This is a genomic window from Paraburkholderia sp. C35 (assembly GCF_003121405.1).
Classification (GTDB): domain Bacteria; phylum Pseudomonadota; class Gammaproteobacteria; order Burkholderiales; family Burkholderiaceae; genus Paraburkholderia.
Window position 1 is genome coordinate 1 of record NZ_QBUY01000074.1, and the last position, 23,263, is coordinate 23,263.

At 63.4% G+C, this 23,263-nt stretch carries 20 protein-coding genes; 16 read left to right on the top strand and 4 right to left on the bottom strand.

Features of this window, described 5'->3' with window-relative positions; all coding sequences use genetic code 11:
• Positions 1 to 190 precede the first annotated feature (190 nt).
• From chrA to DK391_RS30930, 5 genes are all read left to right on the top strand, one after another.
• A complete protein-coding gene (gene chrA / locus DK391_RS30910; RefSeq protein WP_109481803.1) occupies positions 191 to 1,432 on the top strand; it encodes a chromate efflux transporter in 1,242 nt (413 codons plus the stop codon).
• A gap of 168 nt (positions 1,433 to 1,600) precedes the next feature.
• Positions 1,601 to 2,647, top strand: coding sequence for a LuxR C-terminal-related transcriptional regulator (locus DK391_RS30915; RefSeq protein WP_109481804.1), 1,047 nt, complete (start codon positions 1,601 to 1,603; stop codon positions 2,645 to 2,647).
• Positions 2,648 to 2,979: 332 nt separating this feature from the next.
• Positions 2,980 to 4,764 carry a tetratricopeptide repeat protein gene (locus tag DK391_RS30920; protein ID WP_109481805.1) on the top strand — a complete coding sequence of 595 codons (1,785 nt, stop codon included), beginning with the start codon at positions 2,980 to 2,982 and terminating at the stop codon, positions 4,762 to 4,764.
• A gap of 73 nt (positions 4,765 to 4,837) precedes the next feature.
• Positions 4,838 to 6,091, top strand: a complete 1,254-nt coding sequence (locus DK391_RS30925; RefSeq protein WP_239482996.1) for a phosphatase PAP2 family protein — start codon at positions 4,838 to 4,840, stop codon at positions 6,089 to 6,091.
• A 91-nt stretch (positions 6,092 to 6,182) separates the two neighbouring features.
• A complete protein-coding gene (locus DK391_RS30930; RefSeq protein WP_109481807.1) occupies positions 6,183 to 8,414 on the top strand; it encodes a S8 family serine peptidase in 2,232 nt (743 codons plus the stop codon).
• A gap of 104 nt (positions 8,415 to 8,518) precedes the next feature.
• Here the strand turns inward: DK391_RS30930 and DK391_RS30935 are convergent, their stop codons facing one another.
• Positions 8,519 to 8,791 (bottom strand): hypothetical protein, encoded by a 273-nt coding sequence (locus DK391_RS30935; RefSeq protein ID WP_109481808.1) that lies wholly within the window; start codon positions 8,789 to 8,791, stop codon positions 8,519 to 8,521.
• A 369-nt stretch (positions 8,792 to 9,160) separates the two neighbouring features.
• On the opposite strand from DK391_RS30935, the gene DK391_RS30940 reads away from it, so the two are divergent.
• Both DK391_RS30940 and DK391_RS30945 read left to right on the top strand, forming a co-directional pair.
• On the top strand, positions 9,161 to 10,531 hold the full coding sequence (locus DK391_RS30940) for a M14 family metallopeptidase (RefSeq protein WP_109481842.1): 1,371 nt from the start codon (positions 9,161 to 9,163) through the stop codon (positions 10,529 to 10,531).
• A gap of 259 nt (positions 10,532 to 10,790) precedes the next feature.
• Positions 10,791 to 11,060, top strand: coding sequence for a hypothetical protein (locus tag DK391_RS30945; protein ID WP_109481809.1), 270 nt, complete (start codon positions 10,791 to 10,793; stop codon positions 11,058 to 11,060).
• Positions 11,061 to 11,078: 18 nt separating this feature from the next.
• Here the strand turns inward: DK391_RS30945 and DK391_RS30950 are convergent, their stop codons facing one another.
• Positions 11,079 to 11,744: a TetR family transcriptional regulator gene (locus DK391_RS30950; RefSeq protein WP_109481810.1), complete on the bottom strand. Its 666-nt coding sequence runs from the start codon at positions 11,742 to 11,744 to the stop codon at positions 11,079 to 11,081.
• Positions 11,745 to 11,900: 156 nt separating this feature from the next.
• Between DK391_RS30950 and DK391_RS30955 the strand changes: the two genes are divergently transcribed.
• Both DK391_RS30955 and DK391_RS30960 read left to right on the top strand, forming a co-directional pair.
• Positions 11,901 to 12,299 carry a DUF3331 domain-containing protein gene (locus DK391_RS30955; RefSeq protein ID WP_109481811.1) on the top strand — a complete coding sequence of 133 codons (399 nt, stop codon included), beginning with the start codon at positions 11,901 to 11,903 and terminating at the stop codon, positions 12,297 to 12,299.
• 263 nt (positions 12,300 to 12,562) lie between these two features.
• Complete coding sequence (locus tag DK391_RS30960) at positions 12,563 to 14,029, top strand: HDOD domain-containing protein (protein WP_109481812.1); 1,467 nt, start codon at positions 12,563 to 12,565, stop codon at positions 14,027 to 14,029.
• Positions 14,030 to 14,094: 65 nt separating this feature from the next.
• On the opposite strand, the gene DK391_RS30965 is transcribed toward DK391_RS30960, so the two are convergent.
• Positions 14,095 to 14,778, bottom strand: coding sequence for an HAD family phosphatase (locus DK391_RS30965; protein ID WP_109481813.1), 684 nt, complete (start codon positions 14,776 to 14,778; stop codon positions 14,095 to 14,097).
• A gap of 117 nt (positions 14,779 to 14,895) precedes the next feature.
• On the bottom strand, positions 14,896 to 16,059 hold the full coding sequence (locus DK391_RS30970) for a porin (RefSeq protein ID WP_109481814.1): 1,164 nt from the start codon (positions 16,057 to 16,059) through the stop codon (positions 14,896 to 14,898).
• A gap of 534 nt (positions 16,060 to 16,593) precedes the next feature.
• Here DK391_RS30970 and DK391_RS30975 point away from each other — a divergent pair.
• From DK391_RS30975 to DK391_RS31005, 7 genes are read left to right on the top strand one after another with little or no spacing between them, the layout of a single operon-like run.
• Positions 16,594 to 17,997, top strand: coding sequence for an MFS transporter (locus DK391_RS30975; RefSeq protein WP_109481815.1), 1,404 nt, complete (start codon positions 16,594 to 16,596; stop codon positions 17,995 to 17,997).
• A 56-nt stretch (positions 17,998 to 18,053) separates the two neighbouring features.
• On the top strand, positions 18,054 to 18,854 hold the full coding sequence (locus DK391_RS30980) for an N-acyl homoserine lactonase family protein (RefSeq protein ID WP_109481816.1): 801 nt from the start codon (positions 18,054 to 18,056) through the stop codon (positions 18,852 to 18,854).
• An 11-nt stretch (positions 18,855 to 18,865) separates the two neighbouring features.
• Complete coding sequence (locus DK391_RS30985) at positions 18,866 to 19,651, top strand: SDR family oxidoreductase (protein ID WP_109481817.1); 786 nt, start codon at positions 18,866 to 18,868, stop codon at positions 19,649 to 19,651.
• On the top strand, positions 19,641 to 21,020 hold the full coding sequence (locus tag DK391_RS30990; RefSeq protein WP_109481818.1) for an MmgE/PrpD family protein: 1,380 nt from the start codon (positions 19,641 to 19,643) through the stop codon (positions 21,018 to 21,020). The genes DK391_RS30985 and DK391_RS30990 overlap by 11 nt, the downstream gene beginning before the upstream one ends.
• A 36-nt stretch (positions 21,021 to 21,056) precedes the next feature.
• Positions 21,057 to 21,980 carry an NAD(P)-dependent oxidoreductase gene (locus DK391_RS30995; RefSeq protein ID WP_109481819.1) on the top strand — a complete coding sequence of 308 codons (924 nt, stop codon included), beginning with the start codon at positions 21,057 to 21,059 and terminating at the stop codon, positions 21,978 to 21,980.
• 42 nt (positions 21,981 to 22,022) lie between these two features.
• The gene (locus DK391_RS31000) at positions 22,023 to 22,349 is read left to right on the top strand and encodes an NIPSNAP family protein (protein ID WP_109481820.1); all 327 of its coding nucleotides are present in this window, start codon (positions 22,023 to 22,025) and stop codon (positions 22,347 to 22,349) included.
• A gap of 13 nt (positions 22,350 to 22,362) precedes the next feature.
• Positions 22,363 to 23,250: an NAD(P)-dependent oxidoreductase gene (locus tag DK391_RS31005; protein ID WP_109481821.1), complete on the top strand. Its 888-nt coding sequence runs from the start codon at positions 22,363 to 22,365 to the stop codon at positions 23,248 to 23,250.
• Positions 23,251 to 23,263: the final 13 nt, after the last annotated feature.

Below are 23,263 nucleotides of genomic sequence, written 5' to 3' on the forward strand. Positions count from 1 at the left end.
TTAGCCCGCTTTCTTTGCTTACTTTCTTTGCGGCGGCAAAGAAAGTAAGTGCCGCCCCGCACAGGGGCAACCCAGGCGGACCACTAACAAAAAGCGGACGCCAGTCGAAAACCCTAACCCACACGACACCCCGCTCGAAGCACCAAAAACAAACAACGAACCAACCAGCGCCCACTCACAACAGCCCAGCGTGAAACCCAAACCCTCACCGCAAAGCGAAGATACCCCCACTAGCCCCCCCTTCGAAGTGCTACGCGTCTTCCTGCAGCTCGGCTGCACCTCATTCGGCGGCCCGATCGCGCACATCGGCTACTTCCACCGCGAGTTCGTCGAACGACGTCGCTGGCTCGACGACGCCACCTTCAGTGATCTGTTCGCGCTGAGCCAATTCCTGCCCGGCCCCGCAAGCAGCCAGGTCGGCTTCTCGATTGGCCTGCTGCGCGCGGGATGTTGGGGCGGCATGGCCGCCTGGCTCGGTTTCACGCTTCCGTCGGCGCTCTTGATGGCCGCCTGCGCAAGCATCGCCCCGCAACTCGACAATCCGTTCGGCAACGGCCTCATACATGGCCTGAAACTCGTTGCCGTGGCAGTCGTTGCGCAAGCCATCTGGGACATGGCTCGACGTCTTTGCCCCGACGTCCCGCGCGCGGCAATCGCGCTGGCGGCGTTGGCCTTGCTGAGCGTGCTCCACAGCGTGTACGCACAACTTGTCACCATCGGCGGCGGCGCGCTGCTGGGGCTGGCGTTCTGCCGGACATCTGCATCTGCCGATTCACACACCGCACCACACGCTATCCATGCGTATGCACTGCCACGGGCCGCCAGCGGCATGGCGCTTGCGCTGTTCTGCGCGTTGCTGGCAGGCTTGCCCGCGCTGGAAGCGCTTCTTTCATCCCCATGGGCGCTGAAGCTGTTCGACGTGTTCTACCGTTCCGGCGCGCTGGTGTTCGGCGGCGGTCATGTCGTGCTGCCTCTGCTCCAGCAAGCCACCGTCGCGAGCGGCTGGATTCCGGCGAATGCGTTTCTCGCAGGCTATGGCGCCGCGCAGGCGATGCCCGGCCCGCTGTTCACCTTCGCGTCATACCTCGGCTGGATCATGAGTCCGGGTGCGCATCACTGGATCGGCGCACTGTGCGCGACGCTCGGCATCTTTCTGCCTGGCTTGCTGCTGGTGATCGCCGTGTTGCCGCACTGGCAGGCATTGCGCGCGCGGCCGGCGATCGCTGCGCTGTTCGCAGGTGCGAATGCCGCCGTGGTCGGCCTGCTGGCCAGCGCATTTCGCACGCCCGTCTGGACCAGCGCCGTGCTGTCGGCGACGGATCTCGTGATCGCCCTGATCGCGCTGTTGCTGCTCGTGCGCTGGCGGGTTCGGCCTCTATTCATCGTGTTGCTGTGCGCGGCGGCAGGTATCGTCGAGAGCTTCGCGCGCTGACGCATTCAGTTGCGCCCTGTTTCGTGTCGCATTTTTGCGTCGTTCACTCAGCCCGCTACGTGCGCTATAACGGTTATCGATAGCCGTGCCTGTTTTTGCTCATATCAATGCGTAAGGACGAAGCGCGGCGCGCAAGTTCGGCCGATCAACCGCAAAGGAGCAGGGCGCATGCTGATTCTGTTCGTTGCGCCTACCGGTCTGTTTCGCGATGGTGTCGCGCGACTGCTCGCCGATCTCGGTGAGCGGGTGGAAGTCCATTGCGCGGATTACGCGTCGAATGTGTTCGACCATGAGCATGCTGCCGATCTCGTCGTGCTCGATGGCGACTATCTGCCCGATGCGCTCAGCGTCGCCACCGCTTCGCAGCGGCTGAGCGAGGGGCTGCCCGTGCTCGTGCTGCTGACGGCCGTCGATCCGCAAACCGTCGAGCAGTTCGTGTCGGCAGGCGTGGCGGGGCAGCTCGGCAAATCGGAATCGGGCCGGGCGCTGCTGGATGCGCTGCGGCTGCTGCTCGCCGGCAGCCGCTATCCCGCCTCGTCGCCGCTCGTGCTGGAAGCGCTCCCGCCCGATGCATCGTCGGTCGATGCAGGCGCATCGGATGCATCTATTCCCGAGCAGCCCGCCGATAGCAAACCCAGCATGCTCACGCCGCGTCAGATTCAGGTGCTGGCGCTGGCCGCGCGCGGCGAATCGAACAAGTCGATTGCGAAGCAGTTGAACATCACGGAAGGCACCGTGAAGGTGCACCTCTATACCGTGTTCAAGGCGCTCAAGGTCGGCAGCCGCGGCCAGGCCAGCGTGGCGGCCGCACGTCTGCAGCAGATCGGCGACGCGCAACTGCATCACGCACTTGACGGTCAGCTTTCGGTCGGCAGATTGCTCGCGTTCACGATACCGACACGCTTCAAATCGGGCGAAGTGCTGTTCCGCAAGAACGATCCGAGCGATGCGCTGTACTACGTCGTGCGCGGCTCGGTCAGTCTGGTGGAGATCAACATCGAGGTCGGTCAAGGCACGATACTTGGCGAGATCGGGCTGTTTTCGCCGGATCATCGGCGCACCTGCACGGCGCGCTGCCTGAGCGATTGCGAACTGCTGACCGTCTCGGCGACCGATGCCATGCGGCTCTATTATCAGGACCCGGAGTTTGCAACGTACCTGATCCATCTCATCACGCGCCGCCTCGAAGCCGACAAGCAGCGCGCGAAAAACTAGTTTCGTACGCAGCGGTTTATTTACACACGCGGTATCAATCGGCACACGGCGTTTCGTGAAGTAAATCACGCAGGCAGGATGCAAGAAAAACGCCGTTTTAAACGCCGCATTTTGACCTATAACACAAAGCAATCGCACGCCAGATTGCATCGGCGGATACGTGTTCCGCGGAAGCCGCCGGAACCTGCGAACCATCCTGACTTCGACCAGCCCGCGCGCAGCGTCTCATCGCATGCGCCGCCACCGCTTTGCGATGTGCCGTCATCCATCGTCATATGCGGTATTTGCCGGTCGCGCGCCTGAATCAGCTTGCTTTAAAGGCTTGAATAATCGTGACTGCAGAAGTTTCCTGCTCATCCGATGGACTCGCGCGTGTTATCCGCACCGTTCTTTTTCTGGATCTCGTCGAATCGTGCCGGCTGATCCAGGACAACGAAGTGGAGGCCGCGGGCCGCTGGCGCCGATACAAGGCGAGCATCGAGAACGACATCGTGCCCGCGCATCGCGGCCGCCTGATCAGAACGGAGGGCGACGGGCTGATGGTGACCTTCGTCGAGTTGCAAGACGCGCTCGCGGCGACGTTCGCGATCCAGCGCGCGTCGGTCGACGCCAATGCGGGACAGCCGCCTGCGCGGCACATGCTGCTGCGCATGGGCCTGCACGTCACCGAGCTGTACGAGGATGCGCGCGATGTATACGGACGCGGCGTCAATCTGGCCGCGCGGCTCTACACGCTTGCCGGCCCCGGCGAAATCGTCGTGTCGGCGCAGGTGCGCGACCAGTTGACGCCCGAGCTAGATGCCGACATCGAAGATCTCGGCGAGTGCCATCTGAAGCACCTGGATCAGCCCGTGCGCGCCTACCGCATCGGGCCGCCTGGACCGCGCCCCGTGATCGAGCCGGGCAGTGCATTCCTGCCGGAATTGCGGCCCACCATCGCGGTGATCCCGTTCGTCGCACGCGGCGGCGAAACCGAGCAACAGGTGCTCGGCGAAGTGATGGCGGACGAGATCATCTCGTCGCTGTCGCGCACGGCCGAAATGCAGGTGATCTCGCGTCTGTCGACCACCGCGTTCCGCGAGCGCGACGCCACGCTCGACGAGATCAGCGCGTATCTCGGCGCGCGCTATGTGCTGTCGGGCGCGTACCGGACCTCGGGCGATCAGGTCGTGCTGGTGGTGGAACTGGCGGAGGCGCAGTCGCGCCACATTCTGTGGACGCAGAGCATCAAGGGCCGCGCGACGCACATCATGCTCGGCGAGGACGAACTGATCGATCGCGTGGTCGCCGAAGTGAGCGGCGCGATCATCGACCGCGAATTGCAGCGCGCACGCTCGCAGGCACTGCCGACGCTCGCCAGCTCGACGCTGTTGATGAGCGCGATCGTGCTGATGCATCGCGGCGCGTCGCACGATTTCCATCGCGCGCGCGACATGCTCGAAGCGTTGATCGAGCGTGCGCGCCGCCAGGCGCTGCCGCATGCGTGGCTCGGCAAGTGGCACGTGCTGCGCTTCAACCGCGGCTGGACCAACGACCGCTCGGGCCAGGCGCACGCCGCGCTCGACTGCACGCGCCGCGCGCTCGACGCCGATCCCGATTGTTCGCTTGCCTTGACCATCGACGGTTTCGTGCACACCAACCTGCTCAAGCAGCTCGATGTCGGGCAAAGCCGCTACGAGCGCGCGCTCGAGGTGAATCCCAACGATTCGCTCGCGTGGCTGCTGAAGGGCACGCTGCTGGCATTCGAAGGCGAAGGCAGCGAGGCCGTCGATGCGGCCGAGCGCGCGCTGCGCCTCTCGCCACTCGACCCGTTGCGCTATTTCTACGAATCGCTGGGTGCGACGGCGGCGCTGTCGGCGGGGCGCTATGAGCGCGCCGTCGAACTCGCGCAGCGCTCGCTGCGGGTGAACCGCACCAACACGTCGACTTTGCGCGCGCTGGCCATTGCGCAATCGCTGCTCGGCGATCTCGACGCGGCGCGGCTGACGGTGAACGAGGTGCTCGCGCTGGATCCGTCGCTGACGGTGAAGAGCTATCTCGAACGTTCGCCGAGCGGCGCGTATGAGACCGGGAAGATCTGGTCGGAAGCATTGCGACAGGCAGGGCTGCCGTCGTAGAAAAAGGCGGTGAGAAGATCGTTAAGAGGTAAGCGGCGGTGCGCAGCGCGACTGCCGGCAGAGGAGGGCTATCGTGAGCGGATTGGGCGGTGCGGGAGGCGCGGGCGGAGCAGGTGGCGCGGGTGGCGCAGGCGGTGCTGGTGGCGCGGGCGGTGTCTACGATCAGGGCGGCGGCATGCCATTCGACGGCTCGCTGTTCGCGCAGGCGCAGATCGGACATCGGGACGGGATCGTCGGCAGCTGGCGAGCGCCTGAGGACGTCACGCTGGGTTTCGATCAGAAGAAGTTTCAGCCGATCGACGACTACCGGCAATTATGGCGCTGGGAACCGTGGGTTCGCGCGGTCGCATTCGACTTTGAACTGCTGTCGTGCCTGAAATTCACGGTCACCGATGCCGGCGATCCTGACGGCTATGCGCAGCTATCGCATCGAAGCGCGGCGGGCGGCGACATCAAGATTGTCAGTCTGAGCCGGCCCAGCAAGCAGGTGTTCGAGGCGCAGGCCGAATGGCTCGACTTCTATTCCGATCTGCGCGACGACCGCATGGCCGAGATACTGTGCCAGCTTGGGCCGCAGCACGCGTTCTGGAGCATGCTGATTTACCTCCAGCCCAGCCGCACGCCGAAAACCATCGAACTGCTCGACGCTGCCGTGCGTTTCGCGATCTTCACCGAAATCCGCTTCAAGCATGCAATCGCAGTACCACGCGCGATCGAGTATTCGTCGCAGATCCAGCCGATGATCCAGACGCCGGGCCACGGTTCGCTGCCTAGCGGGCACTCGACGCAGGCATTCATCATCGCCGTGGTGCTGTGCGCGCTGTTCAATCAGACGCGCAATTCCGTGTACTACCAACAGACGATGCGCCAGGCGTATCGCGTCGCGATGAACCGCACGGTGGCGGGTGTGCATTTTCCCGTCGACGGCATTGCGGGGCATCTGCTCGGCACGTCGCTCGGCGAGTATTTCGTGGCGCGCTGCACGCGCAACCTGGCCACGCAGTCAGGGCCGCCGGGTGGCAAGATCACGCCGCGCGGCTTCAAGGGCCATCTCGTTACGGCGGCCGACAACCCTGACTTCGATCCGAACGAGCCGTTGAGCGATGCCGACGTGGAGGCGTACGCGCCGTTGATGGGGCTGGACCCAGCCGACACGAACACTCCCGCCACCGTGAAGGCGAAGTTCCCGTATCTCACGTGGGGCCCCGTCAGCACGACGCCTGTCGACGGCTCGGACATTCTGGCGTGGCTATGGAATCAGGCCGTCGGCGAATGGAACGGCAACAGCCTCAACAACACGACGTTCACACCGAATACGGGGCCCTGATCGACTTCGTAGTGTCGGTGGTTTTTGTGGCTTCCGTGATCCTGGTGGATAGGGCAGCAAGCTCACGCACCCGGTGCAAGCGAGGTGAGCGATGACGTGGCAATCGTTGACGGGCACGGCCGGCGCGTGGAGCGGCATCAAGTGGACGGGACGTGTGGCCGGCACGCCGGCAGCAGATCCATATCTCGTATGGGCCGACTCAACCGGTTTTGCCGATCTTGGCGGACCACCCGCGGACTGGGTGCGCGTGATCATCGAACTCCAACCCGCCTTGCCGGACGGTACGCCGATCACAGCGCAGTCGATCGCGGAAAATCTGGCGGGACCGAACGCGGCATGGCAGGCGTGGATCCAGGTATCGTCGTTCTATCGCTATCCACCCGCTTCGCTTCGACAGACGCGCTTCCTCACGGCTGCCGTGACGAAGCAGTTTTTCACCGAACTCGACAAGACGCTCAAAGACTATGTGAAGCGCTTCGAGATCGGCATGCCCGTCGTACCCGACGATGCTGCGTTATCCGGTGCCAACGGACTCGCGGCGGGCGGCGGGCCTTCATTCGGCCCGGCGTCTGCGGCGGTCGCTGCCGGCACGAGCGCCGATCCTCCGCAGCAGGTGTTTCTCGGTGTGATGGACGATGGCCTTGCCTTCGCGCATGAACGCTTTCGCACGACCGATGTGCCGGCGAAGACGCGTATCGTCCGATTCTGGAATCAGGACGACGCAGCCGGCACGTCGCCAGGTCTGCACTACGGCAGCGAACTGGACGAGAACAAGATCAACGCTCTGCTGGCAGACTGCACGCAGGCGGGGCAGGTCGATGAAGACGCCGTCTACAGGCAGGCTGGCTACATCGACGTGCGCAGGCGCTGGGCGCATGGCACGGAGGTGATGGATCTCGCGGGTGGCGTGCGGCCCAATCCGCTGCATGCGTTGATGCAGGATCCCGACGAGCAGGCGCGGCGCGAAGCGCTGAAGAAAGTGCATCTGCTCGGCGTGCAGTTCAAGACGGCGGGGCGCGCCGTGCGCGATACCTCGGGGCGCTGGTTCGCGGTCTACGCGCTCGATGCAATCCGCTATATCCTGCGCTGCGCCGACGATCTCGCCAGCGGCACACGCTATTGCGTCGTGCTGAATCTGAGTTACGGCTACATGGCGGGGCCGCACGACGGCAGTTCGATCATCGAACAGGCCATCGACGAATTGATCGGAATGCATCGCGATCTGAGCGTCATCGTGCCGGCGGGCAACAGCAACCTGCTGCGCTGTCACGGGTATCTGCCCGTGATCCAGGGCGCGCCGCAAGCGATCACATGGCGTGCGTTGCCCGACTGCGCCACGCCCAGTTTCCTGGAGATATGGCTGCCGCAAGGCACGCCGGCGGAACACGTCTCGCTCACGATCAAACCGCCGTCGGGCGTCGAGAGTCCGCCACTCGCCGCGAACAATGTGCTCGTCTGGCAAAGCGGCAAGATGGTCACGTGCACGGCGGTGTATATCGACCCGGTCGCGACGGGGCAACGCAGCATGATCCTGATCGCTCTGGCGCCGACCTATACGCGCTCGACAGCGCGGTCTGCTTCGTCAGCGGGCAACTGGACCGTGACGATATCGAACGACGCGCCCACCGACGGCGCGCTGGAAATCCACGCGTGGGTGCAGCGCAATGAGACGGCGTATGGTTTTCCCATGCGCGGCCGCCAGTCGCGTTTCGACGATATCGCGTACAAGCGTTTCGTCACCGGCATGCATGTGCGGGATTTCGACGACGGCAGCGAGTCGTGGATCACGCGCGGCACGACGCTCAATTCGATTGCGACGGGCGACAGAACCGTCGTGGTCGGTGCATATCGACGCACGGACGGTACGGCTGCGACGTATTCGTCGACGGGGCCCACGCTGGCCGCCAAACCGCGCACGGGTCCGGACGCGGCAGCCATCAGCGAAGACTCGCCTGCCTGTGCGGGTGTGCTGGGCGCGAGCACACGCAGCGGCACGTTGCTGGCGATCACGGGGACCAGCGCGGCTGCGCCGCAAGTGGCCCGTCTGGTCGCGTGCTACAAGGTGCAGGGGCAGGCGCCGTTTGCCGTTCCACTGACGACGTATCCGCATCCGGCGCGAGACTGGGTTGCCGCGCTCGCGGCGAAGGCCGATCCCGCACCGCCCACGATCCCGCCGCACGATGTCGGCAAGTGTCCGGCCACGCTGGCGCCGCCCGTTCTGCCGCTGGGCCAGCATGCCTGGGTGCCAGCGTTGCCGGCTGTGCGCGCAGGCTCGGGACGCTTTTCTTCAGCGCGCTGGAAGAAGCGCGGCATCGGGCTGTAGTGCGTATGCGCGAGCCGTGCATACGAAACGACCCGCCGTTCAAGGCGGGCCACGGTGCCGCAAGCGAAGCGCGCGTGCCGCCTCGGCGGCCGCGCGCGCAGCGTTCAGTTGCCGCCCTTGAACAGTTCGCGGATACGGTCTGCTTCGCCGTTCTGTTGCGAGCGTACGAGGTCCTGGTAGACCTCGTCGCGCGTCTTGCCATGCTGCATGGCCGCGCCCCCAGACATCGAGTTCGACGACATGCCCGGCCCTTCGGAATTGATGACGGTTTCTGGCGTCGCGGCGGGCGACGCGCTGGTCGTGGTGGCTTCCTGCGCATTGACTTGCCACACGGACAGGCAAAGCGCACCACCGCAGAGGATGAGCACGGTCTTCATTTGAAGTCTCCTTACGAACATTGCAGCGCATTACCCGGTTGCGCCGGACCGAGACGAACAGCGTGTGCCGCGCTCGCTGGAACGGGCCAACACGCCGACCTTTACACGTGCACAACCAGCAGGATCTGTGGGTAACAGGATTGACTTCGTTGACACGTAAATCGTGGCGCGTTATGCACGCCGCATGAAACCAGTATCGTTGGCGGGCGCGTCGCGGCCTATATGACTTTGGTCATAAGCGCGCCGAACTGCTGCGCGTGAAGCGGGGCGAATGAAAGGTCGACGGGGGAATGGAAGGAAGCGTTGAAACGTGCGCAGCGTGCGCCGTTCTCGATCATATGGCACGCCTTCGTCACAGGAGAGCTGAACATGTCCCGCTATCACGTCCGTATCACCGGCAAGGATGTCGCGGCGCTGGCCGATCTCGTGACGAAGCACAAGATCACCGTGGCGCGCCATACCATCGAGAAAGTCCACGACGGCTATCGCGTCGATGCGCATGCGGGCGACACGCAGATCAAGGCGCTCGAAGCGGCAGGCTATCAGGTCGAGCAGCGCGAAGACGCCGACGCGCAAGGCAAACAGCGTCAGGCCGAAACGCGTGCATTGGCGGCGCCGCACGCCGCTAACGCGCTTTCGGTGGCGACGAGCAATACCTATCTCGACGTCGATCAGGTGGAGGCCGCGCTCGCGGCTGCATGCGCGGCGCCCAACGACGTCTTCACGCAACGGGTCAAGCTGCCGCATCCGACCTGGGAAAAGCGCACCTGTCATGCGCTGAAAATCGGCAAGGGCAGTGGCGCGAAACGTCCCGGCATCTATTTTCTGGGCGGCGTGCATGCGCGCGAATGGGGCAGCCCGGATATCCTGATCCACTTCGTGCAGCTGCTCGCCAATGCCTACATCACGCACACGCCCATCACGATCGGCAGCCGCACGTTTGCGGCGGCGGACATCAAGAACGTGATCGAGTCGAAAGACCTGTTCGTGTTTCCGCAGGCGAACCCCGATGGCCGCCACTACAGCATGACCACGGAGTCGATGTGGCGCAAAAACCGCAGGCCCGCGCCGGCAGGTCACACGCAGCCGCAATGCTGCGGCGTCGACATCAATCGCAACTACAACTTCCTGTGGAATTTTCCGCAGTACTTCGATCCCGAAAGCCCGATCACCAACTCGACGGACCCATGCGATTACGAGGTGTATATCGGACCCGCCGCCGAATCGGAACCGGAAACGAAGAACGCCGTGTGGATGTTCGACACGTATCCGAACATCCGCTACTTCGTCGATCTGCACAGCTATTCGGAAGACATCCTGTACAGCTGGGGCGATGACGAGGACCAGAGCAGCGACCCCGCCATGAACTTCCAGAATCCGGCCTACGACGGCAAGCGCGGCATGGCGCACGACAAGGCTTATCGCGAGTACATCACGACGCCGGACAAGACGACAGCGGTTCATCTCGCCAACACAATGCGCGACGCGATCAAGGCGTCGCGCGGCCGCGTCTACAAGACCGAGCAGGCCATGAGCCTCTATCCGACAGCGGGCACCTCCGACGACTACGCGTACAGCCGGCATATCGTCGATGCGAAGAAGGCGAAGGTCTTCTCGTACACGATCGAATGGGGCAGCCCCGACAACCCGACGCCGTTCCATCCCGCGTATCCGGAAATGAAGCAGATCATCGACGAGGTGACGGCGGGGTTGCTGGCGTTTTGTGTTGCGGCGAGTTGAGCGGTGGGGCGAGTCGGGCTGTTTCAGGCACTCTGATCGAACCGCAATCGTTTGCTTCTGGAAATTCCTGACGGCAAACGCATGCATTTGATCGCATACCCATCGCGCATGATCTGGACGCGTGCATCACGAATTGAGACGCACGGTAAAGTCCGCACGAAAAGCGGCGGTATCGTTGTGTGAAAACAGCCGGGCAGATTGCGCGGATTGCCAGGCGGCAATAGACAACGATCGGGGGGCCAATATGGCAGCAACACGCATGGAAACATCGTCGGATGTCGGCACGCTGCGCTCAGCAAGCGTGGCCGATGTCGAACTGGATCATCTCGAACGGATGGTGCAGTACGTGACACGCCGCACGCAAAACGACGATCTGTCGAAGCTCGACTACGAGTATTGGGCAAAACGTCTGCGCAAGCTCGCGCAAACCCACGATCTGGTGACGACGCAGCGGCAACGCGTGATTGCGCTGCTGGATCTGCTCGAACGGGAAATACTGTTTCAGGCGCGCGGTACGGCTGCTGCCTGACAGCACGCCGGCGGCGCGTCAGCGCCAGTTCAGCATGCCCAGCGCCGTCTCCAGCACCATCTTCTTGAACTTCTTCTCGTGGTCGGGCAGCGACGAAAATGCCCGCATCAGATGGCTGTACGCGACTGTCTTGCTGATCGCGTTCAGCAACATGAAAAACATCAGGTTCGCGTCCCGCACCTGCAACGCGTCTTGCCGTGCGGCATCGGCGAAGAGCGGCACGAGCGCGTCGTGGTAAGGGCGCACCAGCCGCTCGATCAGCACCGTGAGCCGTTCGCCTTCCTCCGTCGCGGCGGTCGAAAAGAAAATGCCGACATCGGGATCGTCGAACACCGCGTCGATGAAGTGCGCGACCGCGCTTTCCACCCGTTCCCGTGCGCCCAGCGGCGCAGCGCGCAACGCCGACGTGGCGTCGATCATCGGCGTCATCTGTTCGGCGATCTGCTCGACCACGGCGAGCCACAAGGTTTCCTTCGAGCCGAAATGATGCGCGACGAGCGCGGCATCGACGCCTGAATCGCGTGCGATCTCGCGCACGCTGGTCGCCTCGAAACCCCGTTTGCCGAATGCCTTGCGCGCGTTGCGCAGGATGACGTCCGGCCCGACCGACGCGCTCGACGCCGGGCGTCCACGCGCACGTCTGGTTTCCTTCTGGGGTTCCGCTGCTGCCGTCACGTCTTTCATTCCGATGAGCCTGCCGATCGTCAGATCAGGCGTGAGTGTAACCGAGCGCCTGAGCGGGAGCCGAAGTGGGCCGGCCCCTGGAGACCGTTTGACACCGTTTGACAGATTGGCCCGCCGCCGCTACGATCTTGATATTCATCAAGTGTTGAATTAATCATGGCTGAGTGCATCCGGATCGAAGAACGTGCCGATGTCTGGCGCGGAACGGTTGCGGCGATCCGCAACTTCGGCGTCAGGCGGGAACCCGAGGCCGCCGTGCCACGCCCGGCCCGGCGCAGGGCGCGCCCGGCGGCGCGCTGGGACGGCGGCAGCGAGCCGACCGTGCGCGTGCTCGACAAACCGACGGCGCAGACCCTGACTGTCTCGTGGTGCGACGCGCGCACGGGACATTACGGTTACCAGACATGGCGCGTGAACATCGCACGGCGTTCGGGCACCTGTGTGCTGACGGGCCGCACGATCGCGGCGGGCGAAATGGTCTATTGCCCGCGCGCGAACGGCACACCGCCTGGCAATGCGGGCGCGATGATCGTCGCGTCGGGTGTCGAGGGGTGAAGCGGCCACCCGTTCATGAAGGACTTTTGAGGCGGTTTTTTTGACGCACACAACGCGTGATGCGAGATCCGCCGCGGCTGGAAGGCCTCGAATGTCGCGCAATGGCGACAAAGAAAGGCTTTGAAACAATGCGCAATCGTGTAGCGGAGGCAGTTTGCGAACTGTCCAAGGCTCGTGTGCACGGTGATGGGCGACGGGTTGTGTTTTAATCACGGGTGCCGCTGTAGTCTTTCAACGAATCCGTAATCGATCACCACCATCCGATGTCCCCCGTCGTCAAGTCCGAACTGCTGGAAAAACTGTGGGCGCGCATGAGCGAGCGCGGGGATTTCCCGATGCTCTCGCAGGCGCTGCGCACCACCGTGTCCGCGATGAACAACGACGACCTCGATTTCACGTCGCTCGTGCAGGTGGTGCTGTCGGACGTGGGCCTCACGCAGAAGGTGCTGCGTCTCGCCAACTCGGCGATGTATCTCGCATTCGGCGGCAACATCACCACGGTCACGCGTGCACTGATGGTGCTCGGCATGGATACCGTCGGCCATCTGGTGGTCGGCATGAAGATCGTCGATCACTTCCATCACAGCGCGCCGCACCGTATCGACGCCAAGCTCGAACTCAACCGTGCGCTGCTGTGCGGCACGGTCGCGCGGCGCATCACGGAAGGCATCGATCTGCGCGTCGCGGAAGAAGCCGTGGTCTGTGCGCTGATGCGCCAGGTCGGCCGGCTGCTGGTGGCGTTCTATCTCGAAGGCGAGTGGGACAAGCTGCGCCGCACGGCGGCGACCGAACCCATCGACGAAAATGAAGCCTGCGCGGTGCAACTGGGCGTGAGCTTCGACGAAATCGGCTGCGAGGCCGCGCGCCGCTGGCGCCTGCCGGAGACGATCTCGGCGGGCATGCAAGCCATCGGCACGCCATCCGATGAGCCGCTCTCCGAGCATGTGCGCTGGCTGCGGGCGGTGAACAGCTATTCGACGGAAGTGGCCAACGCGCTCGTCACCCAGCAACCGGGCGAAGAACTGAAAACGTACCTGGCCGAGCTCGCGAACCTCTATTGCGACGCGCTCAGGATGGACCCGGCGCGGCTCGACGCGCTGAGCGCCGCATTGATTGCGGAAGAGAGCAACGAAGGGCTGATGCAGGAGATCTCCGAACTGCGCGCCCACGCCGATGCCATCGTGCGCAGCGGCAAGTCGGCGCAGGCGCGTCTATCGGCCGGGCTGGAAGATCTGCGCGCGCTGCCGTCGAGCAAGGCGCTCACGCCCGTTCTGACGCTGGCATCGGAAACGATCCTCGCGGGTCTGGCGCTGTCGCGCACGCTGGTGTTCGTGCGTCAGGCCGACGCGCGTTATCACGCGCGCATCGGTTTCGGGCCGGACATGGAGCGCATGCTGCCCACGCTGAGCTTCGGCGCGGGTTTTCAGCCCGACGTGTTCCATCTGGCCATTGCCAACCCGGTCGGCATTTTCATCGAGAACGCGCACGAGCCGCGCATGGAAGCCCGCTTGCCCGACTGGTTCAAGGCGCATCTCGCCGATGCCCAGGCGTTCGTGCTGCTGCCCGTGAAGGCAAACGATACAACCGTCGCACTCGTCTACGGCGACTGGACCGACCCGCAAGGCGTCCACAAGATCACCCAGCCGGAAATGGCGATCCTCAACGAACTCACGCGCGAGCTGAGTCGTTTCTTTTTCGGCGCGAATCTCGAAGAAGCGGAAATGCTTTGAAGACGCGGCGCGCGATCACGCGCGCCGTGGTTGACGCAAAGCCAGGCAAGTCAAGGCGAGCGCGCTCAGCGCTGCCAGCCCGCCAGCAGCGCGGGCAAGTGCGCCATCTCTTCGAACACCTCGGCCACACCTACGCCTCGCAACGCTTCTTTCGAGCTATGGCCTTTATCGCTGGGACTGTAGCCAACCACGGTGGCGCCCGCCGCGCGGCCTGCCGTGGCGCCTGTCACCGTGTCTTCGACCACGGCACAGCGCGCCGGATCGACGCCAAGCCCGGCGGCCGCGGCAAGATACACATCGGGATTCGGCTTGTTGCGCGGCGTTTCGTGGCCGCTGAAGATGCGTCCTTCGAAGTAGTCGAGCACGCCGATCTTCGAAAGTTGCAGGCGCACCTTGAACCGGTCGGCGCCTGACGCGACCGCGATCTTGCCACCCAGCCGCGCATGCAGCGCGGCAACCGTCTCGACAATGCCCTCGATGGCCGTCACGTCGCGTTCGAGCGCGGCATTGCGGCGGTCGCGAAACTTTTCGAGCCACGTGGGTGTGATCCGGAAGCCGGTTTTCTCTTCGATCAGCGGCGCTTCGTCCATCACCGTCATGCCGACGAAGATCGACATCGCTTCATCGATGCCCAGGTGCCAGCCGAGTTCGCCCAGCATCTCTACCAGCACGGTGTTGGTGATCGTTTCGGAATCGACGAGTACGCCGTCGCAGTCGAATAACACGGCGTCGAAGGGAAAAGCAGACATCGCGGTCCTTTGAGAGTCGGTCAAAACCCGTAAGGTTAGCGCGACTCGGCGATGTCTGCTCGATCGTGGCCGCGCGCAAGCTGCGCGGCGGCCACAGGAGGAGATGAAGCGAGGCGCTTAGAAGCGGTGACGAATACCCACGCGCGTCACGAACTGCGTGTTCGCGCCCGCGTTGCCGATGAACGACGACGACGAGCCGATCTCAGCCTGCACCGGCACGTTGCGGCCCGCGACGACATTGCTGCCCGATGCCTTCTGATAGATACCCAGCAGGTACACGTCCGTACGCTTCGAGAGCGCGTAGTCGACCGAGCTGTTGATCTGATGCCACTTGCCTTCGAAGCGGTCGTCGAGCTTCGAGAACGTGTAGCCCAGACCTGCCGACAGTGCCGGCGTGAAGCCCCAGCGGCCGCCGATTTCATAGTTGTTCAGCTTCGACGATTCGCCCGTCAGCGGCTCGAACTTCGTGTGCGTCCAGTTGGCGAACACGAGACCCGAAGCGATCACGTAGCGTGCGCCGACGCCGAACGTTTCGAGGTCACGCAGGCCGAGCGTGTTGATGTTGGCGATGCTCACGCTGAAGGCCGGCGTCGCGCCGTTCGGGAAGCGGATGTTGGTGTATGCCGCACCGATGCCGAACGGACCGTTCGCGTAGTTCGCGCCGAAGCTGTACGTGCTCGACGAACCCTGCGCGCCGCCCGTGCCCGTCGTGGTCGGCGTGCCGGCGAACTGCGTCGAGTTCGAGAAGCCGTACATCGCGCCGAACGTCAGGCCCGCGAAGTTCGCGCTGTTGAACTTGACCGAGTTGTTGATCCGGCTCGACGTCAGCTGGTCCAGATCGTTGATGTGGTACGCGTAGTTACCGGCGGGCGTCTGGCTGCCCATCGTGTAGTTCGCGCCGAGGTAGTCGGTCGAGAACGAGTATTGACGGCCGAACGTCAGCGAGCCGACGCCGTCCTTCGTAAGACCCACGTACGCCTGACGGCCGAACAGCGCGCCGCCCTGGCCCGACGTGCCGTCGCCCGTGCTGAAGCCGCTTTCGAGCACGAAGATCGCCTTCAGGCCACCGCCCAGGTCTTCCGTGCCGCGCAGGCCCCAACGGCTGCCCGACGCAACGCCGTCGCCGTACTTGACGAGGCTGTCATGACCGGTCGACGTCGCTGCCTTGTTGGCGTACGTGATACCGGCATCGAGCAGGCCGTACAGCGTGACGCTGCTTTGTGCGTGAGCAGCGATGCTGACAGTCCCGAGAGCGGCTGCGGCCAGGATGGTCTTTTTCATTCTCTTCCTTCTTGTAGTGAATGCCCGCGTGTCCGTTGGCGGCGGCCGCGCGACATGGTCTTGAAAACGTGCTGCGTGAATGGCGCGAAACGTCAGAACGAGCAGGGGCCTCATGCGGGGGTGCGCACGATCTTGCGTTTCGATGCCTGTGTATGTCTGTCGATGCAACGGGCGGTATGCACAGCGATGCACACGCGCCGCAGCATTGCTCCACGATGCAGGTCAGAACCTGTCTTCCGGCTTTCGTGGCGCGTCTGGACTGCGTGAAGCGCCGCCCCGTAAGGAGATGGCGCCGATGTAGTGGTGGGAATATATCGAGATGTCAGTCTGCAGTAAACATTCGTGAGGCAAGTTGTAGCCTTTTATCCACATATTTGACATACAGGGATTCAACGCCGACTTCATCTTGGTAAATCGTCTTCTTGACGGATTGTATGACAGGAATATAATCCGTCTCACGAACTGGCCGTTCGCGTCACTCACTGAACGCGAAGCCGCGCCACACAAAAACGCCAACATCACGGAGACAGCATCATGCAGATGGATGCCAGCATTGGGGCGCGCCTGGACAGACTTCCGTTGTCCGGTTTTCATTGGCGCTTGCTGGGTCTGATTGCGGCGGGCATGTACTTCGATTCATTCGATATCTACATTGCCGGCACGGTGCTCGCCGCGATGATCCATAGCGGCGAATCCACGCTCGGCCTCAACGCGACCTTCGTGTCCGTCACGTTCATCGGCATGATGACGGGCGCATGGCTGTCGGGTCTGCTCGGCGACCGCTTCGGGCGGCGCTTCTGCTACCAGTTCAATCTCGGCATTTACGGTTTCGCGTCGATTGCCGCTGCGCTCGCGCCGTCCATCTACTGGCTGATCTTCTTCCGTCTCATCATGGGACTCGGCATGGGCGCGGAAATCGTGGTCGGCTACGGCACGCTCAGCGAGTTCATTCCCGCTGCGTGGCGCGGCCGCTTCGGCACCATCCTCAATCTGATCATCAACACGTCGCTGTTCCTGTCGACCTTCCTCGGCTGGCTGATCGTGCCGCAGTACGGCTGGCGCTGGATGTTCGCGATTGCGGGATGCGGCGCGCTGTTCGTGTGGTTCCTGCGCAAGTCGATGCCCGAATCGCCGCGCTGGCTGGCATCGCGTGGACGCAACGATGAAGCGCGGCAGATCGTCGAACGCATCGAGACGGCATGCGGCAACGTGGTCCATCAGCCGGTGCGCGGGGCTGAAGCGACCACGCGCGAGTTCCATACGAACGACACGGGCCGTTTCTCCGATCTGTTCTCGCGTCGCCTGCTGACGCGCACCATCACAGGCATCACCGTGCTCGTCGCGCTGTTCACGGTGAACTTCGCGTTCGTCAGCTGGATACCGACCTTCCTCGTCAAGCAGGGACATAGCGTGTCGAACTCGCTTGGCATCACGGCGTTGATGTTCGCGGGCGGCCCGATCGGTTCGCTGATCGCCTTTGCGCTCGCCGAGCGCGTCGGCCGGAAGTGGGGCATCGTGGTGTTTTCGCTGGTGTGTGCGGCATTTGGCGTGGCGTATCCGTTTGCGCAATCGGCCGTTGCCATCACGGCGCTCGGCTTTGCGATCACCTGCTGCATTTACGTGCTGTCGTCGTTCAGCGTCGCGACGTATGTGCCGGAACTCTTTCCGACGGAACTGCGCCTGCGTGGTTCGGGTCTTGCCAATACGGTTGGCCGTGCCGTCAGCATCGGCGTGCCGTACGCGGTCGCGAGTTCGTTCACGCGGTTCGGCATTGCGGGTGTGCTGACCTTGATTGTCGGCACGCTGCTGGCTCAGGCGCTGATCGTCGGTGTGCTCGGCGCGGAGACGAAACAGCGTTCGCTCGAATCGATTGCCGCCGAGGCAGGCAGCGCGGATGCGGAAACGCTCGAAGGCGGCGCGGCGGCGGGTATCAAATGAGCGCCTGAAGAACGCCTGAAGTCGGACGGAAATTCAAACAAAAGGACACACGAGACATGGCATCGCCCACAGAGCAGTACCGGATCTACGCAGTCAAGTACGCGCATTTCGAACGCCGTTCGGGCGACAACTTCATCGGCGGCGATTCGCATGATGTGCCGATGCCGCTCGATTACTTCGTCTGGGCCGTGGTGGGCGAATCGCGCACGTTTATCGTCGATACGGGCTTCGATCAGGCAATGGCCGACAAGCGTGGCCGCACGATCACTAACACAGTAGAGCGCGGGCTGAAGCAGATCGGCATTCGCGCCAATGATGTCGAAGACGTGATCATCACGCACATGCACTACGACCACGCCGGCAATAGCGCGCTGTTTCCGCGCGCGCGTTATCACCTGCAGGATCGCGAGATGGCGTATTGCACGGGGCGCTGCATGTGTCATCACGCGTTGAGTCATCCGTTCGAGCCGGAAGATGTGAAATCGATGGTGAGCCGTCTGTTCGAAGGACGCGTGCAGTTTCATGATGGTGCATCGCAGATCACGCCGGGTTTGAGCGTGCATTGGGTCGGCGGACATACGAACGGCTTGCAGGTGGTGCGCGTGCATACAGAGCGCGGCTGGGTCGTGCTGGCGTCGGATGCATCGCATTTCTACGCGAACATGCAGGAGCATCGGCCGTTTCCCGTGGTCTACAACGTCGGCGACATGCTCGAAGGATATGAAGCGGCACACCGGCTCGCGAGTTCGCCCGAGCATGTGATTCCGGGCCACGATCCAGCGGTGCTGACGCGTTATCCGTCGCATGATCGAGAGACGGAAGGCTGGATCGTGCGGCTCGACGCACCGTCGCGCTGAAGGAGCCGCACGTGATGCTAAAAGGTAAAGGCGCGCTGGTGACGGGTTCGTCGAATGGTCTGGGGCTCGCAATGGCGCGCTCGCTTGCGGGCGCGGGATGCGACATCGTGCTGCACGGCCTGGAGACGCCGCAGCAGATGGCGTCTACGGTCGAAGAACTGTCGTCTGCTTTCGACGTCGAGGTTTCGTATGTGCAGGCTGATCTCGCCACGCCTGCGGGCGTCGATGCGCTGATTGCGACAGCGCGTGACTACGTCAGGACGCTCGACGTGCTGATCAACAACGCCGTCGTGCGGCATTTCGCGGGCATCGAAGCGTTTTCACTCGAACACTGGAACAACGCGCTCGCGGTGAACCTGACGGCCGCGTTCCGCGCGATTCAACTGACGTTGCCCGGCATGCGCGAGCGCGGTTGGGGACGCATCTTCAACATGACATCGGTCTATGGCGCGCGGGCTGTCGCTAACCGCGTCGACTACGTAACGACGAAAACGGCGTTGCTCGGCCTCACACGCTCGGTTGCCATCGAAACCCTGAATCAGGGCATCACCTGCAATGCTATCTGTCCTGGCTCGGTGCTGACGCCGAACATCGACGGACGCATCAACGCGTTGATGGACGAGCGCGGACTGAACCGCAGCGATGCCGTGCGCGAATTCCTCAAAGGCAAGCAACCGACGGGCGAACTGGTCGATGCCGCACATGTCGGCGAGATGGTGGTGTTTTTGTGCGGGCCAGCGGCCAGCCAGATCACGGGCGCCATGATGCCAATAGAAGGAGGTTGGCTTGCAGGCTGATTCCATCGATTCGAACGCATTGCGCAGCGGTGCATTGACGCGAGCGCTCGCGCGCTTCGTTGCCGATACGCAATGGAGCGATTTGCCAGCCGCCGTGCGCAACGAAGCAAAACGTTCGCTCGTCAATTACTTTGCGGTCGCGCTGGCAGGTGCAAATGATCCGACCGTCGATAAAGCCGTCAATGCCTATCAGCGTTTTCGCGCCGATACGCACGCGAGCATAGTCGGCCGCAGCGAGCGCACGGACATGCTGAACGCCGCCGCACTCAACGCGATGAGCGCGAACGTGTACGACTTCGACGACACGCACATTCCAACCATCATTCATCCGACTGCGCCTGTTGCGGCTGCGCTGTTCGCGCTCGCGGAATCGCAGCCGATGAGCGGTGAAACTTTTTTGCTCGCGTTCGTGCTTGGCGTGGAGGTGGAGTGCCGTATCGGCAATGCGGTGTCGCCGGAGCACTATCAGCGCGGCTGGCACATCACATCGACATGCGGCGTGTTCGGCGCGGCTGCCGCCGTGGCGAAAGCACTCGCACTCGATGAACAGAAAACCGTCTGGGCGCTCGGCAACGCCTCGGTGCAAACGGGCGGGCTGGTTGAAACGCTCGGCACGATGTCCAAAAGCATCAGCGTGGGCAACGCGGCGCGCAACGGCCTGTTGTCGGCGCTGCTCGCTGAAGAGGGCTTCTCCGGCCCGGACGCGCCGCTCGAAGGCGAGCGCGGCTTTCTGCGCGTGACGGCGTCGCAGCCTGACTGGTCCGCGATCACGTCCGATCTCGGTCACGCATGGGAGTTGCTGAAGAACACATACAAACCGTATCCGTGCGGTGTCGTGCTGAACCCGGTGATCGATGCGTGCCTCGACTTGCGCCGCGACGCACGCTGGTCGCTCGATGACATCGAACAGATCGAATTGACGGGGCATCCGTTGCTGCGCGAGCGCACCGACCGGCCCGGCGTGCGCACGGGGCGCGAATCGCAGGTGAGCGCGCAGCATGCCGTGGCCGTGGTGCTCGCGCGCGGCAAAGCGGACCTCGAAGCATTCAGCGATGCAGCCGTGGCCGATCCGTCGTTGCGTGCGCTGGCAGGCAAGCTTCGTTTCATCGATGACGCGTCGTGGCCCGTCGAGTCGGCACAGGTGACGATCGTGCTGCGCTCGGGCGAGCGCGTCGCACATCGCGTGCATGCGGCGCGCGGCAGTCTTGCCGCGCCGCTTGCCAATGTCGAACTGGCCGACAAGCTGCATCAGCTGGCTGCGTATGGCCGCTCGGCGATCGATGCGCACGCGTTGATCGACAGGTTATGGAAGTTCGAAACGGCACAGGACGCAGGTGCAGTGATGCATCTCGCGCGTGCTCGCATCTGAACCGGAATCAAGGCTTTTTCATTCACGAGGATTGTCATGTCGAGTAGTCAGGCATCAGGTCAGCAACGCGGTCCCTTGCTCGGTTTCGTCGGCGTCGGCACGATGGGCCGGCCGATGGCGCATCGTTTGATCGAAGCGGGTCACAGCGTGATCGTGTACGACCGCGATGAAGCAGCGCTGGCGGAACTGAAGGCGGCGGGCGCGCAGGTCGGCGCGTCGGTGCGCGACGTGGCGGACACTGCGCGCATCGTTTTCACGAGTCTGCCCACGCCCGCGGTTTTCAAACAGGTCGCACTCGGCGAAGGCGGTTTGATCAACGGCAACGCGATCAAGGTTCTGGTCGATCTGTCGACGGTTGGCTCGCGCACCGAGAAAGAAGTAGCGGAAGGCTTGCTCGCCAAAGGCATCGAAACCGTCGATGCACCCGTGAGCGGCGGCGCAGCGGGCGCGAAGAAGGGCACGCTCGCGATCATGGCGGCAGGCAGCGCGGTGGCGCTCGAAGAAGTGCGTCCGCTGTTCGACGTGTGCGGCAAGGTGTTCGTGGTCGGCGATAAACCGGGGCAAGGTCAACTGCTGAAGCTGCTGAATAACATGCTGTCCTCCACCGCGTTTGCGATCACGTCGGAAGCATTTGTTGCGGGCATGCGCGGCGGACTGAACCCGGAAGTGATGATGTCGGTGATCAACTCGGGCAGCGGCAAGAACGGCGCGACGCTCGACAAGTTTCCGAAGCACGTGCTGCCGCGCAGCTTCGATTTCGGCTTTCCGGTGGGCAGCGTCTGCAAGGACATCGGCCTTGCCGTCGAAGAATGCCAGGCGCTCGGCGTGCCGATGTGGGTGGGCAATGTCGCGCGTCAGGTGTGGAATTACGCCGCGATGCAGGACGGCGCCGCGCGCGACATGACGGAACTGGTCAGGTATGTCGAGCGCTGGTCGTCGGTCGATGGCCTGGAAGATTGAAGCATCGGCGAAGCAAAACAAGACATCAACACGGAGAACACCATGATCGTTGAAATGCGCATCTATCACTGCGCCGCGACGCGCCTGCCGGCGCTGCTCGACCGCTTTACCACGCACACGCTGGGCTTCTTCGAGAAGTACGGCATCGAGCAGATTGGCTTCTGGACCACGCTGATCGGCCCGAGCAATCATGCGCTCACGTACATGATCAAGTGGGACAGCCTTGCCGAACGCGAGCAGAAGTGGAATGCGTTCCAGGCCGACGCCGACTGGATCAGGATTCGCGCGGCTTCGGAAGCGGACAAGCCGATCATCGAGCGCATCGAGAATCACTTCCTGACGCCGACGTCGTTCTCCGCGTTGCGCTAGGAGCCGCAAAACCATGACAGATAGCAAGCGCATCGGTTTCATCGGGCTTGGCATGATGGGCGCGCCAATGGTGCAATGCCTCGCCAATGCAGGCTTCGACCTCTATATCGACGATGCCGACGCAACACGCGCCGACATGCTCGCCGCGCAAGTTGGCGCGCAGCGTCTGACGCGCGGGAACGCCGCCGCACTCGATGTGCTGATCACCATGTTGCCGAATTCGGCGATTGTCGAAAGCGTGCTGCTCGGCAGCGGCGCGGATGGCTGGGCGAGCGTGCTCGCGCAGGGCGCGGTCGTGATCGATATGAGTTCGTCCGAACCGGAACGCTCGCGCAAGCTCGGCGCCGTGCTCGAGGAGCGCGGCCTCGCGTATCTCGACGCGCCTGTTTCGGGCGGCGTGAAGAAAGCGAAGGAAGGCACGCTGGCGATTCTCGTCGGCGGGCGCGTGGACGTGCTCGCGGCATGCCAGCCGGTGCTCGCCGCGATGGGCAAGAGCATTCTGCATATCGGTGGCGCGGGTGCGGGCCATGCGGCGAAAGCGCTGAACAACTACGTGTCGGCGGCGGGCCTGGCGGCGACGGTCGAGGCGCTGCTGGTCGCGCAACGCTTCGGCATCGAGCCGGGTGTGATGACGGACGTGCTGAACGCGTCGACAGGGCGCAGCAATACGTCGGAAAACAAGGTCAAGCAGTTCATGCTGAGCGGCACGTTCGCGTCCGGCTTTGCGCTGCAATTGATGAACAAGGATCTGAAGATCGCGCGTGCGCTCGCCAGATCGGTGGGTTATCCGATGACGCTCGGCGAGACCACCGTGACGATGTGGGACGAAGCCGCGCAACGTTCGACGCCCACGACCGATCACACCGAGATGTATCGCCTGCTCGATCCCGATGCCGAGTGACCCTTTTCCAACG

Excerpts from the sequence above, each read along its gene's own strand:
- DK391_RS30915 (WP_109481804.1), top strand. The coding sequence starts at position 1,601 with ATGCTGATTCTGTTCGTTGCGCCTACCGGTCTGTTTCGCGATGGTGTC.
- DK391_RS30930 (WP_109481807.1), top strand. The coding sequence starts at position 6,183 with ATGACGTGGCAATCGTTGACGGGCACGGCCGGCGCGTGGAGCGGCATC.
- DK391_RS30935 (WP_109481808.1), bottom strand. The coding sequence starts at position 8,791 with ATGAAGACCGTGCTCATCCTCTGCGGTGGTGCGCTTTGCCTGTCCGTG.
- DK391_RS30940 (WP_109481842.1), top strand. The coding sequence starts at position 9,161 with ATGTCCCGCTATCACGTCCGTATCACCGGCAAGGATGTCGCGGCGCTG.
- DK391_RS30945 (WP_109481809.1), top strand. The coding sequence starts at position 10,791 with ATGGAAACATCGTCGGATGTCGGCACGCTGCGCTCAGCAAGCGTGGCC.
- DK391_RS30950 (WP_109481810.1), bottom strand. The coding sequence starts at position 11,744 with ATGAAAGACGTGACGGCAGCAGCGGAACCCCAGAAGGAAACCAGACGT.
- DK391_RS30955 (WP_109481811.1), top strand. The coding sequence starts at position 11,901 with ATGGCTGAGTGCATCCGGATCGAAGAACGTGCCGATGTCTGGCGCGGA.
- DK391_RS30960 (WP_109481812.1), top strand. The coding sequence starts at position 12,563 with ATGTCCCCCGTCGTCAAGTCCGAACTGCTGGAAAAACTGTGGGCGCGC.
- DK391_RS30965 (WP_109481813.1), bottom strand. The coding sequence starts at position 14,778 with ATGTCTGCTTTTCCCTTCGACGCCGTGTTATTCGACTGCGACGGCGTA.
- DK391_RS30970 (WP_109481814.1), bottom strand. The coding sequence starts at position 16,059 with ATGAAAAAGACCATCCTGGCCGCAGCCGCTCTCGGGACTGTCAGCATC.
- DK391_RS30975 (WP_109481815.1), top strand. The coding sequence starts at position 16,594 with ATGCAGATGGATGCCAGCATTGGGGCGCGCCTGGACAGACTTCCGTTG.
- DK391_RS30980 (WP_109481816.1), top strand. The coding sequence starts at position 18,054 with ATGGCATCGCCCACAGAGCAGTACCGGATCTACGCAGTCAAGTACGCG.
- DK391_RS30995 (WP_109481819.1), top strand. The coding sequence starts at position 21,057 with ATGTCGAGTAGTCAGGCATCAGGTCAGCAACGCGGTCCCTTGCTCGGT.
- DK391_RS31000 (WP_109481820.1), top strand. The coding sequence starts at position 22,023 with ATGATCGTTGAAATGCGCATCTATCACTGCGCCGCGACGCGCCTGCCG.
- DK391_RS31005 (WP_109481821.1), top strand. The coding sequence starts at position 22,363 with ATGACAGATAGCAAGCGCATCGGTTTCATCGGGCTTGGCATGATGGGC.